This window comes from Janthinobacterium sp. GW458P (assembly GCF_002127585.1).
Classification (GTDB): domain Bacteria; phylum Pseudomonadota; class Gammaproteobacteria; order Burkholderiales; family Burkholderiaceae_D; genus Janthinobacterium.
This window is the reverse complement of record NZ_NEGZ01000073.1, coordinates 1-22246: the sequence shown is the minus strand read 5'-3', so window position 1 is coordinate 22246 and position 22246 is coordinate 1. Positions and strand designations below refer to the sequence as shown.

Annotated in this window: 21 protein-coding genes and 1 pseudogene; 16 read left to right on the top strand and 6 right to left on the bottom strand. The window is 65.4% G+C overall.

What is annotated here, in order from left to right; genetic code table 11:
* The 7 genes from CBW50_RS25925 to CBW50_RS25895 all read left to right on the top strand — a co-directional run.
* Positions 1-548 (top strand): TolC family protein (locus tag CBW50_RS25925; protein WP_139842645.1); only part of this gene is annotated, 548 nt, incomplete at its 5' end.
* Positions 549-642: 94 nt separating this feature from the next.
* Positions 643-1920, top strand: a complete 1278-nt coding sequence (locus CBW50_RS25920) for a lipoprotein-releasing ABC transporter permease subunit (protein WP_086148181.1) — start codon at positions 643-645, stop codon at positions 1918-1920.
* A 32-nt stretch (positions 1921-1952) separates the two neighbouring features.
* On the top strand, positions 1953-3218 hold the full coding sequence (locus tag CBW50_RS25915; RefSeq protein WP_086148180.1) for a lipoprotein-releasing ABC transporter permease subunit: 1266 nt from the start codon (positions 1953-1955) through the stop codon (positions 3216-3218).
* Between the two features lie 16 nt (positions 3219-3234).
* Positions 3235-3960 carry a lipoprotein-releasing ABC transporter ATP-binding protein LolD gene (gene lolD / locus CBW50_RS25910; RefSeq protein WP_086148183.1) on the top strand — a complete coding sequence of 242 codons (726 nt, stop codon included), beginning with the start codon at positions 3235-3237 and terminating at the stop codon, positions 3958-3960.
* Positions 3961-3971: 11 nt separating this feature from the next.
* Positions 3972-4772 (top strand): TatD family hydrolase, encoded by an 801-nt coding sequence (locus CBW50_RS25905; protein WP_086148179.1) that lies wholly within the window; start codon positions 3972-3974, stop codon positions 4770-4772.
* A 4-nt stretch (positions 4773-4776) separates the two neighbouring features.
* The gene (locus tag CBW50_RS25900; protein ID WP_086148178.1) at positions 4777-6018 is read left to right on the top strand and encodes a sorbosone dehydrogenase family protein; all 1242 of its coding nucleotides are present in this window, start codon (positions 4777-4779) and stop codon (positions 6016-6018) included.
* 160 nt (positions 6019-6178) lie between these two features.
* Complete coding sequence (locus CBW50_RS25895) at positions 6179-6652, top strand: T6SS effector amidase Tae4 family protein (protein ID WP_172404891.1); 474 nt, start codon at positions 6179-6181, stop codon at positions 6650-6652.
* Positions 6653-6655: 3 nt separating this feature from the next.
* On the opposite strand, the gene CBW50_RS25890 is transcribed toward CBW50_RS25895, so the two are convergent.
* Positions 6656-8641 carry a helicase-related protein gene (locus CBW50_RS25890; protein WP_086148176.1) on the bottom strand — a complete coding sequence of 662 codons (1986 nt, stop codon included), beginning with the start codon at positions 8639-8641 and terminating at the stop codon, positions 6656-6658.
* Positions 8642-9567: 926 nt separating this feature from the next.
* Here CBW50_RS25890 and CBW50_RS29150 point away from each other — a divergent pair.
* On the top strand, positions 9568-9750 hold the full coding sequence (locus CBW50_RS29150; protein ID WP_139842643.1) for a hypothetical protein: 183 nt from the start codon (positions 9568-9570) through the stop codon (positions 9748-9750).
* Positions 9751-9832: 82 nt separating this feature from the next.
* Here CBW50_RS29150 and CBW50_RS25885 read toward each other — a convergent pair whose 3' ends face one another.
* Complete coding sequence (locus tag CBW50_RS25885) at positions 9833-10018, bottom strand: hypothetical protein (RefSeq protein WP_086148175.1); 186 nt, start codon at positions 10016-10018, stop codon at positions 9833-9835.
* Positions 10019-10321: 303 nt separating this feature from the next.
* On the opposite strand from CBW50_RS25885, the gene CBW50_RS25880 reads away from it, so the two are divergent.
* Entirely contained in the window at positions 10322-12757 is a 2436-nt protein-coding gene (locus CBW50_RS25880) for a DNA internalization-related competence protein ComEC/Rec2 (RefSeq protein WP_086148174.1), read from the top strand.
* Positions 12758-12865: 108 nt separating this feature from the next.
* On the opposite strand, the gene CBW50_RS25875 is transcribed toward CBW50_RS25880, so the two are convergent.
* On the bottom strand, positions 12866-13789 hold the full coding sequence (locus tag CBW50_RS25875) for a LysR family transcriptional regulator (protein ID WP_086148173.1): 924 nt from the start codon (positions 13787-13789) through the stop codon (positions 12866-12868).
* 150 nt (positions 13790-13939) lie between these two features.
* Here CBW50_RS25875 and CBW50_RS25870 point away from each other — a divergent pair, with 150 nt between their 5' ends.
* The 4 genes from CBW50_RS25870 to dcd all read left to right on the top strand — a co-directional run bounded on the left by CBW50_RS25870 (position 13940) and on the right by dcd (position 16979).
* Positions 13940-14701 (top strand): TSUP family transporter, encoded by a 762-nt coding sequence (locus CBW50_RS25870; RefSeq protein ID WP_034756294.1) that lies wholly within the window; start codon positions 13940-13942, stop codon positions 14699-14701.
* A 21-nt stretch (positions 14702-14722) separates the two neighbouring features.
* Positions 14723-15418 carry an HAD family phosphatase gene (locus tag CBW50_RS25865; protein ID WP_086148172.1) on the top strand — a complete coding sequence of 232 codons (696 nt, stop codon included), beginning with the start codon at positions 14723-14725 and terminating at the stop codon, positions 15416-15418.
* Positions 15419-15476: 58 nt separating this feature from the next.
* Positions 15477-16277, top strand: a complete 801-nt coding sequence (locus CBW50_RS25860) for an alpha/beta hydrolase (RefSeq protein WP_086148171.1) — start codon at positions 15477-15479, stop codon at positions 16275-16277.
* Between the two features lie 132 nt (positions 16278-16409).
* Positions 16410-16979, top strand: a complete 570-nt coding sequence (gene dcd, locus CBW50_RS25855) for a dCTP deaminase (RefSeq protein WP_034755486.1) — start codon at positions 16410-16412, stop codon at positions 16977-16979.
* Between the two features lie 34 nt (positions 16980-17013).
* On the opposite strand, the gene CBW50_RS25850 is transcribed toward dcd, so the two are convergent.
* A complete protein-coding gene (locus tag CBW50_RS25850; protein ID WP_253251999.1) occupies positions 17014-18264 on the bottom strand; it encodes a PrpF domain-containing protein in 1251 nt (416 codons plus the stop codon).
* Between the two features lie 195 nt (positions 18265-18459).
* On the opposite strand from CBW50_RS25850, the gene CBW50_RS25845 reads away from it, so the two are divergent.
* Entirely contained in the window at positions 18460-18789 is a 330-nt protein-coding gene (locus CBW50_RS25845; RefSeq protein WP_172404890.1) for a FlxA-like family protein, read from the top strand.
* 197 nt (positions 18790-18986) lie between these two features.
* On the opposite strand, the gene CBW50_RS25840 is transcribed toward CBW50_RS25845, so the two are convergent.
* Together CBW50_RS25840 and CBW50_RS25835 are read right to left on the bottom strand one after the other, a co-directional pair.
* Positions 18987-20474: an ATP-binding protein gene (locus CBW50_RS25840; RefSeq protein WP_086148169.1), complete on the bottom strand. Its 1488-nt coding sequence runs from the start codon at positions 20472-20474 to the stop codon at positions 18987-18989.
* A gap of 2 nt (positions 20475-20476) precedes the next feature.
* Positions 20477-21166: a response regulator transcription factor gene (locus tag CBW50_RS25835; protein WP_086148168.1), complete on the bottom strand. Its 690-nt coding sequence runs from the start codon at positions 21164-21166 to the stop codon at positions 20477-20479.
* Between the two features lie 194 nt (positions 21167-21360).
* Here CBW50_RS25835 and CBW50_RS25830 point away from each other — a divergent pair, with 194 nt between their 5' ends.
* A complete protein-coding gene (locus tag CBW50_RS25830) occupies positions 21361-21828 on the top strand; it encodes a Spy/CpxP family protein refolding chaperone (protein ID WP_086148167.1) in 468 nt (155 codons plus the stop codon).
* A 38-nt stretch (positions 21829-21866) separates the two neighbouring features.
* Positions 21867-22246 (top strand): annotated as a pseudogene (locus tag CBW50_RS25825) (hypothetical protein); the annotation flags it as partial.

The window sequence follows — 22246 nt, the reverse complement described above, 5'->3', positions numbered from 1 at the left end:
CCGCGCGCGAGCGGGCGGCCGCGGCGCGGCTGCGCGTGCGCGGCGTGGCGGCCACCCTGGCGCCAAAAGTGGACCTGAACGTCAGCCATCTGCTCAATAACAAGACCACGCCGCCGCCGTCGACCATCCAGCAGCGGGGCTGGTCTGTGGGCGTGAGCTGGGAAATCCCGCTCGGCGGCGGTAGCCTGGCGCAGCGCGACGAGAGCATCAGCCGCGCCCAGGCGGCCGAGGCGGACGTGGCGCGCGCCGAGCAGGGCACGCGCGCCGACCTGGCCAGCATGCTGCCGCGCATCGCCAATGCGCAGCGCACCCTGGCCCTGCTCGACGAGCAGGAAAGGAAGATGGCCTTCGTCGTGCGCGGCGGGACCATCCAGTACGAGGCGGGCCGGCGCAACCTGCAGCAGGTCATCCAGACGCGCGACAGCTACTTCACGATACAGCAGCGGCGCATCGACCAGCTGCATCGCCTGACCCTGGCGCAGATGCGGCAATATGCGCTGGCGGGGCAGCTGTTGCGCGCTTTCGGCCTGGCGCAGGAGGCAAAATAGGGCGGCGGTGCGCTGTTTCACGCAGAGTTGATGCATGAAATGCCCATTATGTGGCACACTGCGCGCTCGCATATCATCGTTGTCGCGGGAGCGCATGAGCATCATCAAACAATTTCCCTTTGAGTGGCAGGTCGGCGTGCGCTATACGCGCGCCGGGAAACGCAGTGGCCGCAACAGCTTCATTTCCTTCATTTCCCTCATTTCCGTGGCCGGCATCGGCCTGGGCGTGGCCGCCCTGATCGTCGTCCTCTCCGTCATGAACGGCTTCCAGAAGGAGGTCACCGACCGTTTGATGTCGGTGCTGGCCCATGTCGAGGTGTTCGACACCAGCGGCTCCATGCCGAACTGGCAGGCGCAGGAGCGCGCCGCCTACGCCAATCCGCAAGTGAAAGCCGTGTCGCCCTTCGTGGAAACCCAGGGCATGCTGCTCAATGACGAAACCATGCGTCCGTCCGTCGTGCGCGGCGTGCTGCCGCAGCAGGAAGCGACCGTCTCCAGCGTGGCCGCCCAGATGAAACAGGGCAGTTTCAAGGATCTCACGCCAGGCTCGTACAACATCGTGCTGGGCATCGATCTGGCCAGGGCGCTGGGCGTGCAGGTGGGGCAGAACGTCACCCTGATGCTCGAGCGCGAGCCAAGGGCGGGCGATCCGGCCAACGGCGTCGTCATGCCGCGCATGCGCGCGCTCAAGGTATCGGGCATCTTTGAGGCAGGTCATAACGAACTTGACGCCAGCCTGGCCTTCGTCAACATGCAGGACGCGCAGCAGCTGCTGCAGCTTGACGGCCCGTCCGGCCTGCGTCTGCGCCTGCACGACATGAACCAGGCGCCGCAGGTGGCGCGCGAACTGAAGGCCTCGATGCCGGGCCAGCTGTGGATGCGCGACTGGTCGCGCGCCAGCGCCAGCTGGTATGCGCTGGTGCAAAGCCAGAAGAACATGATGTTCATCATCCTCAGCATGATCATCGCCGTGGCCGCGTTCAACCTCGTCTCGACCTTGGTCATGTCGGTGACCGACAAGCAGGCCGACATCGCCATTTTGCGCACCCTGGGCGCCTCGCCGTTCTCCATCATGAAGATATTCATGATCCAGGGCGCGCTGGTGGGCTTGCTGGGGAGTGCCCTGGGCGTGATCGGCGGCGTCGTGCTGGCGCTGAACGTGGGCGTCATCGTGCCCTTCATCGAAGGCATCTTCGGCCTGCACTTCATTTCCAAGGAAATCTACCAGATCAGCGCCGTTCCGTCGGACGTGCATTGGCTCGACGTGGCGCAGATCGGCCTGATCGCCTTTGGCCTGGCGCTGGTGGCCACCATCTACCCGAGCTGGCGCGCCGCCAGAGTCAAGCCGGCCGAGGCGCTGCGCTACGAATAACACATCAAGAAACGATAAAGACCGCCTGAATAATGAGTATTTTCAAGAATTTGCCCTTCGAATGGCTGGTCGGCCTGCGTTACACGCGGGCCGGCAAGCGCAGTGGCCGCAACAGTTTTATCTCCTTCATCTCGCTCATTTCCATGGCCGGCATCGGCCTGGGCGTGGCGGCGCTGATCGTCGTGCTGTCCGTGATGAACGGCTTCCAGAAGGAAGTGACGGACCGCATGCTGTCCGTGCTGGCCCACGTGGAAGTGTTCGACAACAGCGGCAGCATGCCCGACTGGCGCGCGGAGGCGGCGCAAGCCTTCAAGAATCCGGCCGTGAAGGGCGCCGCGCCGTTTGTGGAAACGCAGGGCATGCTGCTGCGCGACGACGCGCTGCGCCCGGCCATCGTGCGCGGCGTGCTGCCCGAGGAGGAGCCGAACGTGTCCGACGTGGCCGGGCAGACGCGCATGGGCAGCTTCAAGGCCCTGCAGCCGGGCACCTTCAATATCGTGCTGGGCATCGAGCTGGCGCGCGCCTTGCGCGTCAACCTCGGCGAAAAAGTCACGCTGATGCTGGCCCAGGGCCAGGTCACGCCGGCCGGCGTGCTGCCGCGCATGCGCAGCTTCACCGTCAGCGGCATCTTCCAGGCGGGCCACAATGAATTCGACGCCGGCCTGGCCTTCATCAATATCGAAGACGGCCAGCGCCTGCTGCGCCTCGATGGCCCGTCCGGCCTGCGTTTGCGCCTGGCCGACATGAACCAGGCGCCGCAAGTGGCGGCGGAACTGAAGAAAACCATGCCGGGCGACCTGTGGCTGCGCGACTGGTCCAAGCTGAACGCCAACTGGTTCGCCGCCGTGCAGACGGAAAAACGCATGATGTTCATCATCCTGACTCTGATCATCGCCGTGGCGGCCTTCAACCTCGTGTCGACGCTGGTGATGACGGTGACGGACAAGCAGGCCGATATCGCGATTTTGCGCACCCTGGGCGCCTCGCCCCGTTCCATCATGAAGATCTTCATGATCCAGGGCGCGCTGGTGGGCATCCTGGGCACGATCCTGGGCGTGGGCGGCGGCGTGCTGGTGGCCATGAACATCGACGTCATCGTGCCCTTCATCGAGCACCTGCTGGGCGTGCAGTTCCTCTCCAAGGACATTTACTTCATCAGCACCGTGCCGTCCGACCTGCGCTGGCCCGACGTCGCGAAGATCGGCGTGCTGGCCGTGATTCTCGCCTTCTTGGCGACCCTGTACCCAAGCTGGTGGGCCGCCCGCGTCAAACCTGCGGAAGCCCTGCGCTATGAATAAACCACTGACTATGACCATGACCGATCTGAACAAACCTGCCGCCAACGGCGCTGCCGCCGATTCCGCCGTCCTTAGCTGCCGTGGCCTGGGCAAGACTTTCACGCAGGGCAGCTACAAGGTGCAGGTGCTGGCCGGCATCGATATCGACGTGCACCGCGGCGAGCGCGTCGCCATCGTCGGCGCCTCCGGCTCCGGCAAATCGACCCTGCTGCACCTGCTGGGCGGCCTCGATACGCCCACCAGCGGCAAGGTGACCCTGCTGGGCAAGGATTTCGCCACCCTCAGCGAAAAGGCGCGCGGCGACTTGCGCAACGCCTCGCTGGGCTTCGTCTACCAGTTCCACCACCTGCTGCCCGAGTTTTCCGCGCTCGACAACGTCGCCATGCCGCTGATGATACGGCGCATGAAGCGCGCGCCCGCCACCGAGCTGGCGCAGCAGATCCTCGCGCGCGTGAACCTGGCCAAGCGCGTCACGCACACGCCGGGCGAATTGTCGGGCGGCGAGCGCCAGCGCGTGGCCCTGGCCCGCGCCCTCGTCACGCAGCCGGCCTGCGTGCTGGCCGATGAACCGACGGGCAACCTCGATCACGCCACGGCCGAACAGATTTTCGACCTGATGCTGGAACTGTCGCGCACCCTGGGCACGGCCTTCGTCATTGTCACGCACGATATCGAGCTGGCCAGGCGCTGCGACCGCGTGCTGCGCCTGACGGACGAAGGGCTGCAGCCGTACCAATACTAGGGGGACTAGCCATGCCGTGGATCGACACGCACTGCCACCTCGACGCGCATGAATTCGGCAGCGAATCGCTGCAGGTGGCGGCGCGCGCGCAGCAGCAGGGCGTGGGCATGATTGTCGTTCCCGCCGTCGAACGGGCCAATTTCAGCATCGTGCGCGATCTGGCGGCAACGGCGCCCAACGTCTGCTATGCGCTCGGTATACACCCGATCTACGTGCCGCAGGCCACGGAAGATGATTTGCTCGCCCTGCGCGAGGCCGTGGCGCAGGCCATGCATGCCCCGAATTTTGTGGCCATCGGCGAGATCGGCCTCGATTTCTTCCTTCCCATGCTGTGCGAACCGGCCATGCGCGCCAGGCAGGAGCATTTTTTGCGCGAGCAGCTGAAAATCGCCCGCGACTTCGACCTGCCCGTGCTGGCCCACGTGCGCCGCTCGCAGGACATCGTCCTCAAGCACGCGCGCCAGATCCGCCCGAACGGCGGCATCGCGCACGCGTTCAACGGCAGCTTCCAGCAGGCGCAAGGCTATCTCGACCTGGGTTTCAAGCTCGGTTTCGGCGGCGCCATGACCTTTACGCGCGCGCTGCAGATACGCCGCCTGGCCGCGGAATTGCCCCTGGACGCCATCGTGCTGGAGACGGACGCGCCCGACATTTCCCCTGCCTGGATACACCCTGGCCGCAACAGCCCTGAAGAATTGCCGCGCATCGGCGCCGTGCTGGCCGAACTGCGCGGCCTTGATATTGCGCAAGTGGCGGCTGCCACCAGTGCCAACGTGCGCGCCGTGATGCCCCGATTACCCTTGATGGAATGAGACCATGAACAAGAAAATGCTTGCGGGCGCCCTGGCAGCCTGCCTGGCCAGCGCCGCCACTCCCGTCCTGGCGGCCGTCAATGCCCAGTGCGACGGCATGCCGCGCCTCGACGTCACCACGCCGGCCGGCTTTTGCGTGGCCGTGCTGGCCGACGGCCTGAAGTTCCCCCGCGGCGTGCTGCCGCTGACGAATGGCGACATTCTCGTCACGGACATGGCGGGATGGACGCCGAAGCAGGGCAAATTGTGGCTGCTGCAGCGCAAGGCGGCCGGCGCCGGCTACGAGCGCAAGCTGCTGCTCGACAAGCTCGATCGCCCGAACGGCATCGTGCAGGGGCCGGACGGCATGGTCTACGTGGGCGAGGTGGGACGCATCTTCCGCTTCGACCTGCGCGATCCGGCCCGCGCCACCACCGACATCATCGGCGGCACGGCGAAGACGCCGCGCCTGCCGGGCCTCGGCTTGCACCTGCTGACGAACATGCGCTTTGGCCCCACGGGCGACCTATATGTGAACGTGGGCTCGAGCACCGACCATTGCGAGAACGATGGCAAGGCGCCTGATCCGGCCAAGGCCTGTCCTTCGGCGGAAGGTCCGGAAGCGCTGGGCGCCATCCGCGAATACAAGATGGCCTGGCCGGCAGGCACGGTGACGAGCTGGCGCACGCACGCGCGCGGCTTGCGCAATTCGATGGCGCTGGCCTTCCATCCGGCCACGGGCGAGTTGTGGCAGGCGGAAAATGCGCGCGACGCCATCCAGGCGGCCATGCCGCAGCTGAAAAGCGACGAGAACCTGCCGCATGAAGAACTGAACCTGATCAAGGCCGACCGGCACTATGGCTGGCCGTACTGCTACGACGACAATGTCGCCAGTCCCGAATATCCGAAGACGGCTTGCGACGCTCAATATGCGGCGCCGCAGCGGCTGCTGCCCGGCCACGCCGCGCCGCTGGGCATGACGTTTTACACGGCCAGCCGCTTCCCGGAGCCGTACAGGAACAGCCTGATCATCGGCTACCACGGCTACCGCAGCAACGGCCACCGCCTGGTGGCCCTGCTGCCCGACAAGGCCGGCGCGCCGCTGGGCAAGTCCGTCGAGTTGATCGGCAACTGGGAGCGCAAGGGCAAGCAGGGCAGGGGCGCGCCCGTCGACGTGAAGCAGGGCCAGGACGGCGATATCTACATGGCCGATGACCATAATGGCCTGGTGCTCAAGCTGCATTATGCGGCGCCGGGCAAGCCGTAACGGGCGCTGATCCGGCGTCATGGTTGGCATTACGGGGGGCGTCGGCCTGCGGCCTTTGGCCTAAGCCGACCTACGCTTGACCTCGCTCAGTGCGGGGCCGCCGCATCGTCCTACAATCGGCCTGATGCTCCCTGGCGACCAGGAGCAACGGGAGGCTGCCATGAAACCTGCATTCATCACGCTGCGCGAGCATTACCCGAGCGTGGCCGCCGTCGACCAGGCGGCCCTGTTCGGCGAAATCGGCTGGGACGATTTGATCGGCAAGGACAGCTTTGCCAATACCTGCGCCATCCGCGTTAGCCTGGCCCTGATCAAGGCGGGCATCCGGCTGCAAGGGCGCATGGCGATTCGCAGGGGGCCGTTCAAGGGTGCGCTGATCGAACCGGGACAGGCCAGGCTGGCGCACATGCTGGCCAGTCCGTCGATGTTCGGCGCGCCCGAAAAATTCGCTCGCGACGCGGCCAACGCCGGCATCTGCCAGCGCCAGGGCGTCGTCGCCTTCTTCCGCATTCCCGGCTACCTGGGCGGCGCGGGCGGGCATATCGACATCCTGCTGCCGTCCATCGGCGTGAAGGTGTGCGGCACCGAATGCTACTGGGATTGCGGCGAGGTCTGGTTCTGGCCAGTCAGTTGACGCCTATTTGAATTTCTTCGACCGTCCGCGCGAGGCCGCGTTGTGCGCGCGCAGAATGGCATCGACCCGTTCCGAGGCGTCGCGCGACAGGTTCTGCGCCACGGCGATATCGGGGAAGAATTCGGGCAGGCGGTAGCTGAGCCAGGCATACGCGGAATAGTAGCGGCAGGTGTCTTCGACCTGCTGCAGATTCTGCGTGCCGCCGCCATACGCGTGCTGGCGCAAGGTGGAGGTCTTGCCCTGCGACAGATTCTTCGCCCAGTGCTCCCACGCCGTCTGCAGGGACGGCACCTTGCTCGAGATCGGCACCAGCGACAAGGTAAATTTGTCGGCCACGGACAGGGGCAGGGTGTCGAGCCAGACGGCGCGCTCCTTCTGGTCTTCCGTGATGCGCGGGAAGAAGAAGCCGTCCGGCACGTCGATATTGTGGATGAAGCGGCGCAGCAGTTTAGAAAGCGACAGCTCGCCCGTCACCGACGAAATGCGGTGCAGGTGTTCGAGCGAGGGCGCCACGGCGAAGCCGCTGGTATTGAGCGGGTGCAGCTTTTCCTTGAGCAGGGCGCGCATGACTTCATGCGTCTCGTTGTCGTAGCCGGCCACCAGGCCTTCCTCGTGCACGCCGTAGCGGCCCGCGCGCCCGGCGATCTGGCGCGCCAGCGCGGCCGAAATCTCTTCCTCTTCGCGGCCGTTGTACTTGACGCAGGTAGTCATGACGATGCGCGCGATCGGCATGTTCAGGCCCATCGCCAGGGCGTCCGTGCCGACGACGATATCGGCCGTGCCGTCGCGGAAGCGCTGCGCCTGCGCGCGCCGCACTTCGGGCGACAGGTTGCCGTAGACGGTGGCCACGGACAATCCCGTTTCCGTGATCATGTCGCGCCACATCAGCACTTCGCGGCGCGAAAAGGCGATGACGGCGTCGCCGCGGCGCAGGTTGCGCACCTTGCGCACGGCCGTCGGCTCCATCGACAGGGGCGCCATGCGTTTCAGGACGTGCACTTCCAGCGGGCAGTCCAGGCGCTCGGCCAGCGCCTCGATGGCGCGCCGCGCTTCCGGCGCCCCCACCAGGTACACGGTGTGGGCGGGCGCGCCGCAGACGGCCGCCGTCCACGCGGCGCCCCGGTCCGGGTCTGCCAGCATCTGGATTTCATCGATGACGGCCACTTCGACGACGGTTTTCGTGTCCAGCATTTCCACCGTGCTGGCCACGTGCGTGGCGCCGTCGACGACCCTGCGCTCCTCGCCCGTGACAAGGCTCACGGCCAGCGGCTTGCCGTGCGGCGCGGCTTCCTGCAGGCGTTCGTAGTTTTCCAGGGCCAGCAGGCGCAAGGGCGCCAGGTAGATGCCGCTTTTCGCCTTGACCAGCGCTTCCATGGCGCGGTGCGTCTTGCCGGAGTTCGTGGGCCCCAGCAGGGCGATGAAGCGGCGCGGCAGGCGGCGCGCCATCTCGAACGAGGCCGGATACTCGGCCAGGTTGATGCTCTGGCGCGTGCGCGCCGCGTGCTGCTCTTCCTGCTGGCGCTCGATGGCGTGATGGAAGCGCTGGCGGATGCGGTCGAACACCATGCCGGCCGGCTCCGACGTCTGCATGTCGGCCAGCGTGTGCAGGAAGACCATCGGGTCCGTGTCGACGTCTTCGCTCAGGCCGGCGATATCGGCGACGAAGTCCATCACGTGCTGGCGCAGCTCCGCGAAGACGGCCGCACTGGCCCGCTCGCGCACCAGGGCCAGCTTGGTCTCGCGGTCCATCTTGCGCCACTTGGCCGGCCGCGCCAGCACGCCCTGTGCGGGCACCAGCGCATACGGCACCACCAGATGGCCCGCCTTGACTGCGCCGGAAAAGCGCACGAAGACGCGGCCTTCCATCTTGACCAGGCGGACATGCTCGGCCAGCTCCCCCAGTTCCGCGACCAGGGTGGCGTCGTTATTGTCTTCGGTGCTGTCGCTAAGGTCGGTGGAAGTGTCGGGAGGAAGTGCGGAGGAAGTCATGTCGTGCCTGGGTGTGGAAATAAGCGAGGCCGATTATACCGTGCGCCGTGCACGGATTTTTCCCCGGAGCATGGTGCGGCTGTTGCTGGAGCGCTGATCTGTAAAACGATGATTCCCCGGGCCGGACCAGCAACTGGCTGGCATTGACAGCGGCGCTTGCGCCGTGCGGCGCATCAAGCTGCCTGAACGCGAAATGGGAAACCGATATCGGGCAGTTTTGCGTTTATCGTTTTTTGCCTGCTGTGTTTCTATCCAGCTGGGAAGCTTGTGAATGTATTTTTATTAAGTCTGTTTTATCTGTTTAATTTAATCGTGAAATTTTAATGGTCGTGATGCTGGCAATAACAAAGAGTAAGTTTCTATTTATTCCATGGCGATGATATTTGCATGGTGTGCGGATTGTTTTCCCAGGTGCAAAGTTGGACTGGCTCTCCTGCGCACGTCTAACCAGGAGTGCCACTGCTGCGCTGCAATGGCGCCCACCGCTGCCAGCCTGGCTGACAGCCAATTCATGCACTGTTGATTTGAAATTGAGCAAAGCGGCATGGCTGGCGTATGGCGCCCGTGCTTTTCATTGCGGGAGAAATTATCCGATGGCGCGACATGAATTGAATTGCCTTGACAATAAATAATGATGAGCTGATCATGGCTTCAGATTTCGCGAAAAGATGCTGGCGTGTCTTTAAAGGTCCGGAATTGACGGTGACGTGCGGCGTTATTCTGGCTATCGGCTGGAGCACACCGCGTTTATATGAACGGCTTTGATTTGAAGGCGCTCCGGGATGCGCCGGCAGCCGCAGGATTTTCCATTTCGCGCTGACGCACGGCCAGCTCGCGATGCCACCCGACATACCTGTGTATGTGGCCCTGCGTCAGAGGATGGCGCGCGCAGGGATTCATCAGCCGTCCGATTTTGGGAGACCTCCATGAATAAAAAACTCGCTGCATTTCTTTTTGCGTCAGGCCTCGGCCTGGCGGTGACTGCGACGCCCGCCTTTGCCAGCTGTTATAGCGCCTGCGCTGCCGAATGGCGGGCTTGCATCGCTGGCGGTACCGCTCAAGCAGAGTGCAACGCCGAGCGGTCCGCATGCCAGCAATCCTGCAATTGACGGTAGCAATACTGCGCGCCGCGGCAGCCACTATCGTAGCCTGTTGCCGCTGACGCCAGCAGGCCATGGCGCCGATGGCAGTTCAGGCCGCATGCGCATGCACGGCGCCTAGCCCCCAGCCGGTGGCGATCAATCCGTCACCGGCTTGCAGCGGCGCTCCGGTCTCCATGAACGGGCCGCGCCGCCTGGCGTCATCGTCCAGGCGGTCGATATCGCAGGTGTCCGCCAGGGCGCTCCACGGTTCGGCAAGCGTGGGCGTCCATGGCACGTCGATATCGTCAAATTTCGCTTCTACGAAACGGCTATCGAGTCATTCCCTTCAGCCGGCTTCCAACCCCGTGCCAAACGCGGCGCTCGTACGCCAAGCTGGCGCGATGAAAGTCCTGCAAATAGCTTTCTGCCGCTGTCAGTGGGGTCATGCGAGGCCCGCCAAGTCGTGGCGCCCTGGCGCCGGATGGCGTGCTTGAGCGTTCTTGTCCACGCCACCCTTGCGCCAGATCAGAGGGCAAGGAGCGGAAAGCGATCACAGTAGCCGAGAGAGTCCCTTTCGCGTCGAGCGACGATCCTGCCCATGCGCCTTCAGATACTCGGTTTCGCCGCGGGCGCCGCCTGGCTGCAGACGCAGGCCAGCTTGCCGCCGCATGCGGGCGCGCTGCTGTGGATGATCGCAGGCGCGGCGCTGCTGGTGGCATGGTTGCCGCATTGCCGCGCGCGCTGGCGTTCCGCCTGGCGCTCGGCTGTCGCGCTTGGCGCTGGCGTGGGACTGGGCTTTTACTGGGCCGCCTGGCTGGCCCAGGCCGCCATGGCGCCGCAGCTGGCGCTGGCCGACGAGGGGCAGGACATCACCGTCATCGGCACCGTCGCCAGCCTGCCGTACCGCTTCGAGCAGGGCGTGCGCTTCAATTTTGCCGTGGAGAAGGCAGTTGGCGCGAAGGTGCCGCCTTTGATCGCCCTGTCCTGGTACGCGGGCTTTCGCGATGAAGTGACGAACGCGGTGGGCGACGTGCAGCCGGGCGAGCGCTGGCGGCTGACGGTGCGGCTGCAGCGTCCGCATGGCAACGCGAACCCGCTGGGCTTCGATTACGAGGCGTGGCTGCTGGAGCAGGGCGTGCGCGCCACCGGCTATGTGCGGCCGCAGCCGCGTGTCGATACGCCGAACGTGCGCCTGGCCGCCTTCGTGCCCGCCTTCGGCAATGTGGTGGAAGCGAGCCGCGCAGCCTTGCGCGCGCGCATCGTGCGCAGCCTGGAAGGCAAGCCGTATGCGGGCGTGATCGTGGCGCTGGTGGTGGGCGACCAGCGCGCCATTCCCCAGTCGGACTGGCAAGTGTTCAACCGCACGGGCGTGAGCCACTTGATTTCGATTTCCGGCCTGCACATCACCATGATCGCGGGCTTGTTCGCCTTGGGCGCGGGCGCCCTGTGGCGGCGCTCGTTCTTTACGGACCGGCAACTGCCCTTGCTGCTGCCGGCGCAAAAGGTGGCGGCGCTGGCCGGCGCGCTGGCGGCGTTCCTGTACGTGCTGCTGGCCGGCTTCGGCGTGCCCGCGCAGCGCACTTTATATATGTTGCTGGTGGTGGCGCTGGCCCTGTGGCTGGGGCGCATCACCAGCATCGTCCATATCCTGTGCCTGGCGCTGGGCGTGGTCGTGCTGCTCGATCCCTGGGCCGTGCTGTGGCCCGGCTTCTGGTTGTCGTTCGGCGCCGTCGCCACCATCCTGTACGCGACGGCGGGCCGCACGGCGGCGCCGTTGCCGGAGAGCGCCAGCCGCTGGCGCCGCTTGCGCGCGGCCGTGGCGCTGGGCGCGCATACGCAATACGTGGTGACGGTGGGACTGGTGCCTTTGAGCATGCTGCTGTTTTCGCAAGTCTCGCTCGTGTCCCCCGTGGCCAATGCGCTGGCCATCCCCGTCATCAGCCTCGTCGTCACGCCCCTGTCTTTGGCGGGCAGCCTGTTGCCGGCGCCCCTGTCCGATGGCCTGTTGCTGCTGGCGCACGCCATCGTGCAGATGCTGGCGCAGGTGCTGGACTGGCTCGGCGCGCGCCGCTTTGCCGTGTGGACGGCGCCCGCGCCGCCGCTGTGGAGTTTTTGCTGGGCACTGTTCGGCACGGCCTGGCTGCTGGCGCCACGCGGATGGCCGCACCGCTGGGGCGGTATGCTGGGCTGGCTTCCCTTGCTGACGGCCTTGCCGTCCAGCCCGCCGCCGGGCCAGATGTGGATCACGGCCTTTGATGTGGGGCAAGGCATGGCCGTACTGGTGGAAACCCGCGATCACCGACTGCTGTACGACACGGGCCCCGCCTACAGTCTCGATTCCGACGGCGCCAGCCGTGTCATCGTGCCGTATCTGCGCGCGCGCGGCATCAGCAAGCTCGATGGCGTGATCATTTCGCACAGCGACCTCGATCACGCGGGCGGCGCTATCTCTCTGCTGGAGAACGTGCAAGTGGGCTGGCTGGCTTCGTCGCTGTTCGATGGCCACCCGGCCGTCGAAGCCCGGCGGCAAGCCCGGCGTCCGTATCTGCATTGCGTGACCGGTCAAAGCTGGACCTGGGATGGCGTGCATTTCGCCATGCTGCATCCGTTGCCCGCCAGCCACATGGACATCAGTTTGAAACCGAACGCCCGCAGCTGCACCGTGAAGATCACGGCCGGCCAGCATGCCATCTTGCTGGCCGGCGATATCGAGGCGGCGCAGGAGGCGCAGCTGCTGGCCCGTTCGGCCGATGGCGCGCTGGCGGCCGACGTGCTGCTGGCGCCGCACCACGGCAGCGGCACCTCGTCGACACCGGCCTTCCTGCACGCCGTCCATCCGGCCCTGGCGATTTTCCAGGTCGGGCACCGCAACCGCTACAAACATCCGAAGCCGCAAGTGTATGCGCGCTATGGCGACATGGGCATTGCGCGGCTGCGCACGGATGTGACGGGGGCGGTGGTGCTGGCGTTTGGGGAGGGTATTGAGATAACGCAGTATCGGGCCAGCCGGCCGAGATACTGGTTCGAACCATAAAGTCGTTGAAAATTCCGAAATATATTTCTTTTGCGAAATTTCATATTAATTTATCGTCAACGGTGAAATTTTTACCTCTTTTTGCAAGGTTTGGCTTGATACTTGGTATCAAGCCAAACGCTCATCCGGTATCTCCATCCCCCGTTTCTTGACATACTCCAGAAACAGCCTTGCCCCCTTGGCCATCCTCGACGTGCCATATACGGCGTGGATGCTGGGATCGAGCTCCTTTGACGAGGTCAGCCGGTAGGCCGTGCAGACGCGGCGCAGCGTGCCGCTGGCCACGGCTGGTTCCGCCAGCCAGCTGGCCAGGCGCACGATGCCGGCGCCTTCCAGGGCGGCCTGGAAGGTGGCGATGCCGGAAGTAAAACGGAAGCGCGGTTGCACCTGGTAGCGCACGTTGCGCTCGGTGGAAACGAAATGCCAGTCGCGCAGGATGCGGGGGGCCGAGTGCATGACGATGTCGTGGCCGGCCAGCTCTTCCGGTTCGTCGGGGGCACCCATGCGTTCTATATAGTCGGGCGAGGCGTACATGTAGCGGCGGTAGTTCCACAGGGGATAGCCGATCAGCTCGCTGGACTGGGGAAAGGCGCCGCGGATGGCAAAGTCGAGCTTTTCCTGGATGGGGTCGATGGATTTGTCCGAAAAATGGATGTCCACGGAGACGTTCGGGTAGTCGCGCGAGAATTGCGCCACCACTTTCGGCAAGAAGCCCAGCGAGAGGATTTCCGGCGCCGAGAGGCGCACCCAGCCTTGCGGCGAGTTGCTCAGCTCGGCCAATTGCTCTTCCGCCTCGGCCTGCGTTTCCAGCAAGTGCCTGGCCGACGCGTAATAGGTTTCGCCGGCCGTCGTCAGGGTGAACTGCTTTTGCGTGCGCAGGATCAGCTCGGCGCCGATGGCGTCTTCGAGGAACTGGATGGCGCGCGTGACGGCCGACGGCGAGCGTCCCAGCATGCGCGCCGCGTGGATGAAGCTGCGCTTTTCCACCACGGTGCAAAAGGCGCGGATTTCCCACATCAGCTTCATCGACATCGGTGACTCCCGGCAAAAGAGGCCAGTAGACCGCATGGGGCGCATTCCGTCAAGCGTTACGCCAGATTGCGTTTTCCGCAATTTGAAGTTGCATCCGAAAAAGTGACTGGCGCCTATACTGCCGCTGTCGCCCATTCCCCATTGCCTGCCATGCTGACCATTTCGCTGCTGTGTTTATTTGCCTTCTTTGCCGGCCTGATCGATGCCGCCGTGGGCGGGGGCGGGCTGATACAGCTGCCGGCCCTGTTCAACCTGATGCCGAACATGGCCTCGACCTCCTTGCTGGGCACGAACAAGCTGGCGTCCGCCTGCGGCACCACGTTTGCCGCCCGCTCCTTTGTCGGCAAGGTGCATATCCCCTGGCTGCTGGTGCTGCCCGCCGTGGCCAGCGCCTTCGTCATGTCCTTCATCGGCGCGGCCGCCGTGTCCTACGTGCCGCAGCAGGTGGTGCGCCCCATGGTGCTGGTGTTGATCATCATCATGGCGATTTACACCTTCATCAAGAAGGATTTCGGCACGACGCGCGAAGCGCGCCCCATCGGCCCCCGTGAGCGCATCCTGGCCATCGTCATCGGCGGCGCCATCGGCTTTTATGACGGCCTGTTCGGACCGGGCACGGGCAGCTTTCTGATTTTCCTGTTCATCCGCGTCTTCGGCTTCGATTTCATCCTCGCCTCGGCCTGCTCGAAGCTGGTGAATATCGCCACCAATGTGGCCGCGCTGGCTTTCTTCATTCCCGCCGGCCACGTCGTGTATGCGGTGGCGGCGCCCATGGCCGTGTGCAACATCCTGGGCGCGCTGACGGGTACCTGGATCGCCGTGCGCCGCGGCGCCGCCTTCGTGCGCATCCTCTTCCTCGTGCTGCTGGTGTTGCTGATCGTGAAGTTGTCCTACGACATTTTCTTCAAGTAAGTTTCTGAACGACAACAAGCCATGAAAACCATCCAGGGCGTGCTGTGGGACAATGATGGCGTGCTGGTCGATACCGAGCAGCTGTTTTATGAAGCGAACCGCGACTTGCTCTTGCCCTACGGAATAGAATTGACTCCTAAGCAATTCTTTGACTGGTTCCTGGACAATAACTACGGCGCCTGGCATGTGCTGCTGGGGCAGGGGCACAGCATCGAGCTGGTCGAGCGCCTGCGGGCCGAACGCAAGCAACTGTTTGCCGCACGGCTGCGCCAGGCGCGCCAGCTGGCCATGCCCGGCATCGCACCGGTGCTGGCGGCGCTGCGCCCGCACGTGGCCATGGGCGTCGTCACCAGCGCCTACGAAGAGCATTTCCGCATCAGCCATGCGGCCACGGGCCTATTGAATCATTTTGACTTCGTGCTGACGCGCGAGATGTACGGCGCCAGCAAGCCGGCGCCCGACGGCTACCAGCTGGGCTTGCAGCGCCTGGGCCTGGCCGCCGGCGATTGCGTGGCCGTGGAAGACTCGCCGCGCGGCTTGCGGGCCGCCAATGCGGCGGGACTGGAATGCATTATCGTGCGCAACCACATGAACCGCGACCATGCGTTCGACGGCGCCTTTTGCGTGGTCGATTCCAACGCCGAGCTGGGCGAGGTGCTGGCCTCGTTCGTGCCCGGCGTGGCCCGGGCGCGGCGGCAATTAGAGGTCTTCCTCTGATTCGTCTTGCCGGCAAGCCATTACAATTGTTCATCGCATTTACCGGCACAGCCCCACGATGACACTCCCGCAGCTGCACTTTGCCCACGCCAACAGTTATCCTGCCGGCACCTACCGCAAGCTGTTCGGCTTGCTGGGCCGGCACTACGCCGTGCAGGCGCTCGACATGCATGCGCACGACCCCGAGTATCCCGTCAGCACGGGCTGGCCCGAGCTGGTGCGCGAGTATATCGATGACCTGGAGCGCCGCTACAGCGCGCCCGTGATCCTCGTCGGCCATTCGCTGGGCGGCATGCTCAGCGTGATGGTGGCCAAGCAGCGGCCCGACCTGGCGCGCTGCGTCGTCCTGCTCGATTCGCCCGTGGTGGCCGGCTGGCGCGCCTTGCTGGTGCGCCTGGCGCGCAACACGGCGCTGGGTGAGCGGTTTTCCCCCTCGCGGTTTTCCGCCCGGCGGCGCAAGCTGTGGCCCGACGCGCAGGCCGCGTATGAACACTTCGCGGCCAAGGACATGTTCGCCATCTGGGCGCCGCAGGTCTTGCGCGACTATATCGACAGCGGCCTGGCGCCCCATCCGGAAGGGGTGCAGCTGCGCTTTACGCGCGAAGTGGAGACGGATGTCTACCGCAGCCTGCCGCACCATATCGGCAGCCTCGTCAAGGATGGTTTTCCCGTGCCCATCGGCTTTATCGGCGGCACGGAATCGGTGGAATGCCGGCAGGCGGGCCTGAGGGCCACGCGCAAGCTGGTCGGCAAGTTTTTCCGCCAGGTGCCGGGCGGCCATCTGTTTCCCATGGAAAACCCTGAACTGACGGCGCAGGTGGTGCGCGAGATGATCACGGCATTGCTGGCGAAACAATAGCCATCCGCCAAGGATTTTCAGGGGATGGGGGCCAACAGCGGCGGATTTTCGCGTAAAATCCTGCCATCCGGGCCGCGCCTGCGCCTGGCGCGCCGCCCCAGCCATTCGATATTCTAGAAAGATACCCCTGCGATGACGATTAAAAGCGATAAATGGATACGCCGCATGGCGGAAACAACGGGCATGATCGAGCCGTTCGAACCGGGCCAGGTCAAGGAACGCGACGGCAACCGCATCGTTTCCTACGGCACCTCCAGCTATGGCTATGACATCCGCTGCGCCGACGAGTTCAAGCTGTTTACCAACATTAACACCACCATTGTCGACCCCAAGGATTTTGACGCGAACAACTTCGTCGACGTGTCCGGCAAGGGCTATTGCATCATCCCGCCGAACTCGTTCGCGCTGGCCCGTACCGTGGAGTATTTCCGCATTCCCCGCAACGTCTTGACGATTTGCCTGGGCAAGAGCACCTATGCCCGCTGCGGCATCATCGTCAACGTCACCCCGTTCGAACCGGAATGGGAAGGCTATGTGACCCTGGAGTTTTCCAACACGACGCCGTTGCCGGCGAAAATCTACGCCAACGAAGGCGTGGCGCAAGTGCTGTTCTTCGAGTCCGATGAAGTGTGCGAAACCTCGTACAAGGACCGCGGCGGCAAATACCAGGGCCAGGTCGGCGTGACCCTGCCAAAAACCTGATGACGTGTTGAACGGGCGGGGCGCCAGCCCTGCCTCAGATCTGCTTCAGCAGCCACGCTTTCAGCGCGGCGGACGCCTGGTACAGGGGGACGTGGCCGCGCAGCAGGATTTGCGCGCTGCGCCGGTAGGCCGCGCTGCCGATGGCCAGCGTGTCGCCAGCGTCGCCGGTCGCCGCCTGCCGGCGCGCCACGATGGTGGTGTCGAGGATGCCGGCCGGGTTGGCTATGTCCACGGCGATCTCCGCGTCTTCCTCGCCCACAGGCTGGACGCCGCGCGCCAGGCCGTGCGCCACCGTGCCCGGGATCAAACAGGCCGCCGCCAGGCGGCAGCCGCCCGAAACGGCCAGCGAGGCGTGGCCCGCCTGCGGCGTAAAGTATCGCACAGCAATATTTCCCTCTCCCGCGGCAGGCCCCACGATGCAGAATTTGGGGATGGTTTCGCTGCGTTCCAGCTCTTCCAGGGTCATCAATTCGCCATCGCGGCCCCGCAAGCCCATCAGCAGTCCCGCCGCGCTCCACACCTGGCGGATGGCGGCCATGAAGGCGGCGTCCGCTTCCAGTTCCCGTATCGCTTCCTGCGCCGTCTTGCCGAACTGGCTAGCTGGCGCGATGACCATGGGCACGGCCACGTCCACGCAAGAGACCGCATAACCGTGCACCACATCCTGGACATTCCCTGTTGGCAATAATTTGCCCGTCTTGGCGCCCACGGGCTGCTGCAGGAACAGGTCCACGCGGGGAAAACTGCCGGGCACGCCGGGAATGCCGGCGGCCGTAAAGCTGCCGTCCGGCTCGCGCCGCATGCGCGAGGTGGTGATGGCGCCCGTGTTGGTGTTGCGGATATCGATGGCGTGCGCGCCGATGGCCAGCGCCTCGATCACGCCGCAGTCCAGCCCCCACAATTGCAGGGCGGACGACATATTGCCGCAATTCACGCTCCAGTCGATGGCCGCATGGCCGCCCGCCAGCTGCGCCAGGGTGCTGACGAGGCGCGGCTGGCCCGCATGCTGCTCGACTTCGGCGAGGAAGACCTTGTTGCTGGTGGGCGCGCCCCGTCCCAGGCCCGTGATCTGCCGGTTGCCGGGCAACTGGCCGGATTGCGGCACACCCATCAGATGGCGCAGCAATTCCTCGCGCAGGGCCGGGTCGGGCGGGACGGCCGCCGCATGCAGCACCAGCCCGGTCGAGGTGCCGCCGCGCATGTGGTGGACGGGAAACTCGATGACGCCGCAGCGCTGGCGCAGGACGAGTTCGGGCAGGGCGGGCAGCAGGGGCATCATCATCATTGATCGTGGTCAGGGCAGGACATGCCAGTGTGCCAGTTTTTCTTGCTGACGTGCAATCGGATTGCGTGCGCGGCATCTTTCCCGCCCTTTACGCCTTATGCGCCTTTACCCGCCTTTACCCGCCTTTACACTTGCCGCCCTGAATGCAGTACCTTGCGCGCCGATAATAAGGTAGTGAATGATCAGGGAGGCAACATGGTAGCGGCAATCGGTTCCGGCGGCGCGGTCAGCGCGGCCACTGGCGGCAGTTCGGGCAGCAGCGCGCAGATCGCGGCGCTGCAAAAGCAGATCACGGCGGCGCAAAAGCAGTTGACGGAGTCGCAGAAGGGCGAGCAGACGGAGGCGTCGCAAAAGCTGCAGCAGCAGCTGGCGCAGCAGATCCAGGCCTTGCAGGCGCAAATTGCCCAGTTACAGGCGGCAGCGGCGCAGCAGGATGCGCCGCCGGCCGGCAGCGCCGATACGGCGACGGGTCCGGCCAGGTCCAGCTTGTCCACGCTGGGCAGCATCATCGATACCCAGGCCTGACAGGGTCTCGGGCACTAAGTAATCCTCGGGAAAATATTGTGAATTTATGACGAACAGAACCGGATGCTGTGCAAGGCGCCTGCAGCGACGCAGTGCGAGCACTGCTAGCTGCAGGCAACACCGCACAGCGCCGGTTATGGAAGTCAGAAAACACAATAATTTATTGGGGGTTACTTAGCGCCAGGCTCGCCGGAAGGTCAGCCTGGCGTTTTCACGGGCAGCAGCATGGTCACGCACAGTCCGCCGCCTTCGCGCCGGCTCGCGGCGATGCTGCCGCCATGGGCGCCGATCACGTGCCGGGCGATGGCCAGGCCCAGGCCGTGGCCATCCGTGCTGTGCTGGGTATGGCTGGCGCGGAAGAACGGTTCGAAAATGCGGACCAGGTCGGCCATGGCCACGCCTGGCCCCCGGTCCAGCACGGCGATGCGCGCCCGTTCCTGCTTGCCGTCGTGCAAGCGCGACAAGGCCACTTCCACCGTGCCGCCGTCGGGGCTGTGCTTGACGGCGTTGCGCACGACGTTTTCCACGGCGCGCGCCAGCAGTTCCGGCCGGCCCGTGACGGCGGCGTCGGCGATGGCCGCATCGCCCGTCACGGCGATCGCCACCTGGCGCGCCTTCGCTTCGTAGCGGGCGTCTTCCATGATGTCGTGCAGCAGGTCGGCGATGCCGACGTCTTCGCTGAGGGGCGAGCCGGCGCCCGCTTCCAGCCGCGACAAGGTCAGCAGCTCGCCGATCAGCTTGTCCATGCGTTCGCTTTCGCGCTCGATGCGTTCCAGCGAGGCGTCCATCTTCTCGGGCTGCTGGTGGGCCAGGCCGATGGCGGCCTGCAGGCGCGCCAGCGGCGAGCGCAGTTCATGCGACACATCATGCAGCAAACGCGTCTGGCTCTCCATGAGATTGCGCAAACGGCCCGTCATGCGGTCGAAATCGCGGCCCAGGTCCGTCAATTCGTCGCCGCGCTTGCCGCTGGCGTGAAAGCGCGGCGCCAGGTCGCCATGCGAGGCCGCTTCGAAGGCCTGGCGCAGGTCGCGGATGGGGCGCGCAAAATACCAGGCCAGCAGGAAAGAGAACAGCAGGCTGGCGGCGATGGCGGCCGTGAGGGGGATGAAGGTGCGGTAGGGCGTGTCCATGCGCGGTGGCTGGCCGCGGCCGAATTGGCCGCGTGGCGGCGGCGCGCCCGCTTCCCTGGGGCGTGGTCCCGGTCCCATGGCGCGCGGACCGCTGAGGCTGACGGCGTTGAGGGTGTCGCGCGCGGCGCCCGCCTCGGCATTGCGGAAGCGTTCGGACGAGGGCAGGAACAGCAGATAGCGCTGGCCGTCGCTGCCGGTGACCGTGCGCACGACGGGATGGGGCTGTTTTTGCTCCACCAGCATGGCGCGCGCCTTGGCCAGCATGGCGGGGTGGACAGTGCGGCCCATCAACTCGTGCCCGCGCGCATCGACGGCAAACACGCGCATGCGTTCGAGCTTGCCCAGGAATTGCCGCAAGGCCACGCTGCCGCCCGCTTCCAGGGTGGCGCTGGCCGCTTCGATGATCATTTGCGCGGGCGGGCTGGTGTCGATGTCGAGCGCGCGGTCCTGCATGGCCGCCCGGTTCTTCAGCCAGAACGTGCCGCCGATGCCGATGGTGGCCGTCACTTGCGCCAGCATGATGCACAGAAAAAACTTCCAGAACAAGCGGCCCACGCTTACTCCTTGATCAGCTGGTAGCCGAGCCGGTACACGGTCTGCAGGCAGGAGCGGCCGTCGGCCAGGCTGCCCAGCTTGCGGCGCAGGCTGCTCAAGTGCACGTCGATATTGCGGTCGAAGCGGGCCATGGGCCGGCCCAGACCCAGTTCGGACAATTGATTCTTGCTCACGGGCTTGCCCGCATGGCGCACCAGCACTTCCAGCAGGTTGAATTCCGTGCTCGTCAGCTCCAGGTGCGCGCCGGCCCAGGCGGCGCGCCGCTGTTCCGGCCACATCGTCAGTTGCCCCACGGCCAGCGGCGCCAGGCCCGACGCGTCGGGCGGCGCCGCCTGCGAACGGCGCAGGATGGCGCGGATGCGCGCCGTCAGCTCGCGCGGCGTGCACGGCTTGGTCACGTAGTCGTCGGCGCCCAGCTCCAGGCCGACGATGCGGTCCGTGTCGTCGCCGCGCGCCGTCAGCATCAGGATGGGCAGGTTGCTGCCGGCGCGGATGCGGCGCAGGGTTTCCAGGCCATTCATGCGCGGCATCATGACGTCGAGGACGGCGATGGCGTACAGGCCCGTCAGCGCTTCGGCCGCGCCGCTGTCGCCGTCATGCACGGCCTTGGCGTCGAAACCTTCCTGCGTCAGGTACTCCTGGAACATGCCGACCAGTTCCACATCGTCGTCTATTAACAATACCTTGCTCATGCCTGCGCTTTTTTCGGTGGATATCGCCCGATGATAGCAGTCAAACACGGTTGTTCAGGCCGTTTTTACCCGCTTTTACATCGCGCCGGCCACATGCCTGCTGACAGTCCTTTACCCGCTTTTACGCGGCCCTGACGTTGCTTTACATGCCGGGCGCCGACAATCGGGTCTGACCGTCATGAAAGGATCGCCCCATGAAACACCTGAGTATTGCCGTATCCCTGTTGCTGCTGTGCGCCTGCAGCATGCCGCTGATGGCCGTGGCCCAGCAGGCGCCCGCGCGCGGCACTCCGCCGCCCGCTTTTGGCCACGGCCCCGGCGGCGGACCGGGCTTGCCGCCATTCCTGCACGGCATCGTGCTGAGCGAAGCGCAGCAGGACAAGGTCTTTGCCGCCGCCCATGCCCAGGCGCCCTTGCTGCGGGAGCAGCACAAAATCGCCTTCAAGGCCCATGAGCAGCTGCGTGAACTGGCCGCTTCCAGCGCCTACGACGATGCCAGGGCCGGCGTTTTGGCGAACACGGCGGCGCAAGCCATGGCGCAGATCAGCCTGCAGCAGGCGCGGCTGGAGCAGCAATTGCTGGCCCTGCTGACGCCGGAGCAGCGCCTGCAGGTGGAGCAGCGGCGCGCCGAGCGTGCGGGCCAGCCGCGCGCGCCGCGTTAAATCGTAGCCCGACTTGACATATTTCAGAGGAAAAAGCCATGAGCATCAATGCCTTGAGTACCAGCAGCGCCGCCAGCCAGCTGAGCGCTTTCAAGCGCGGCAGCGGCGGCGGCAGTGCCGAGACCAGCAGCAACGTGGGGGGCACGCGGCCGCACAAACCCGACGACGGCGCCTTTCTTGACGCCATTGCCAGCGCCCTGTCGTCGCTCGGCGTGTCGCTGGACGCCAGCGATGGCGGCCGCGACGCGGCCGCGTCTGATAGCGCCAGCAGTAGCGACGCGGGCCAGGCCCTGGGGGCCTTTCTGCACCAGCTGATGGGCAGCCTGCACGCGCAAGGGGGCGGCAAGGCTGGCGGGCAGGAGCCGGGCGGCGCAGCGCCTGCGGGCGTGCCGCCCGGCGGTGCGCGCGGCGGCCCGGG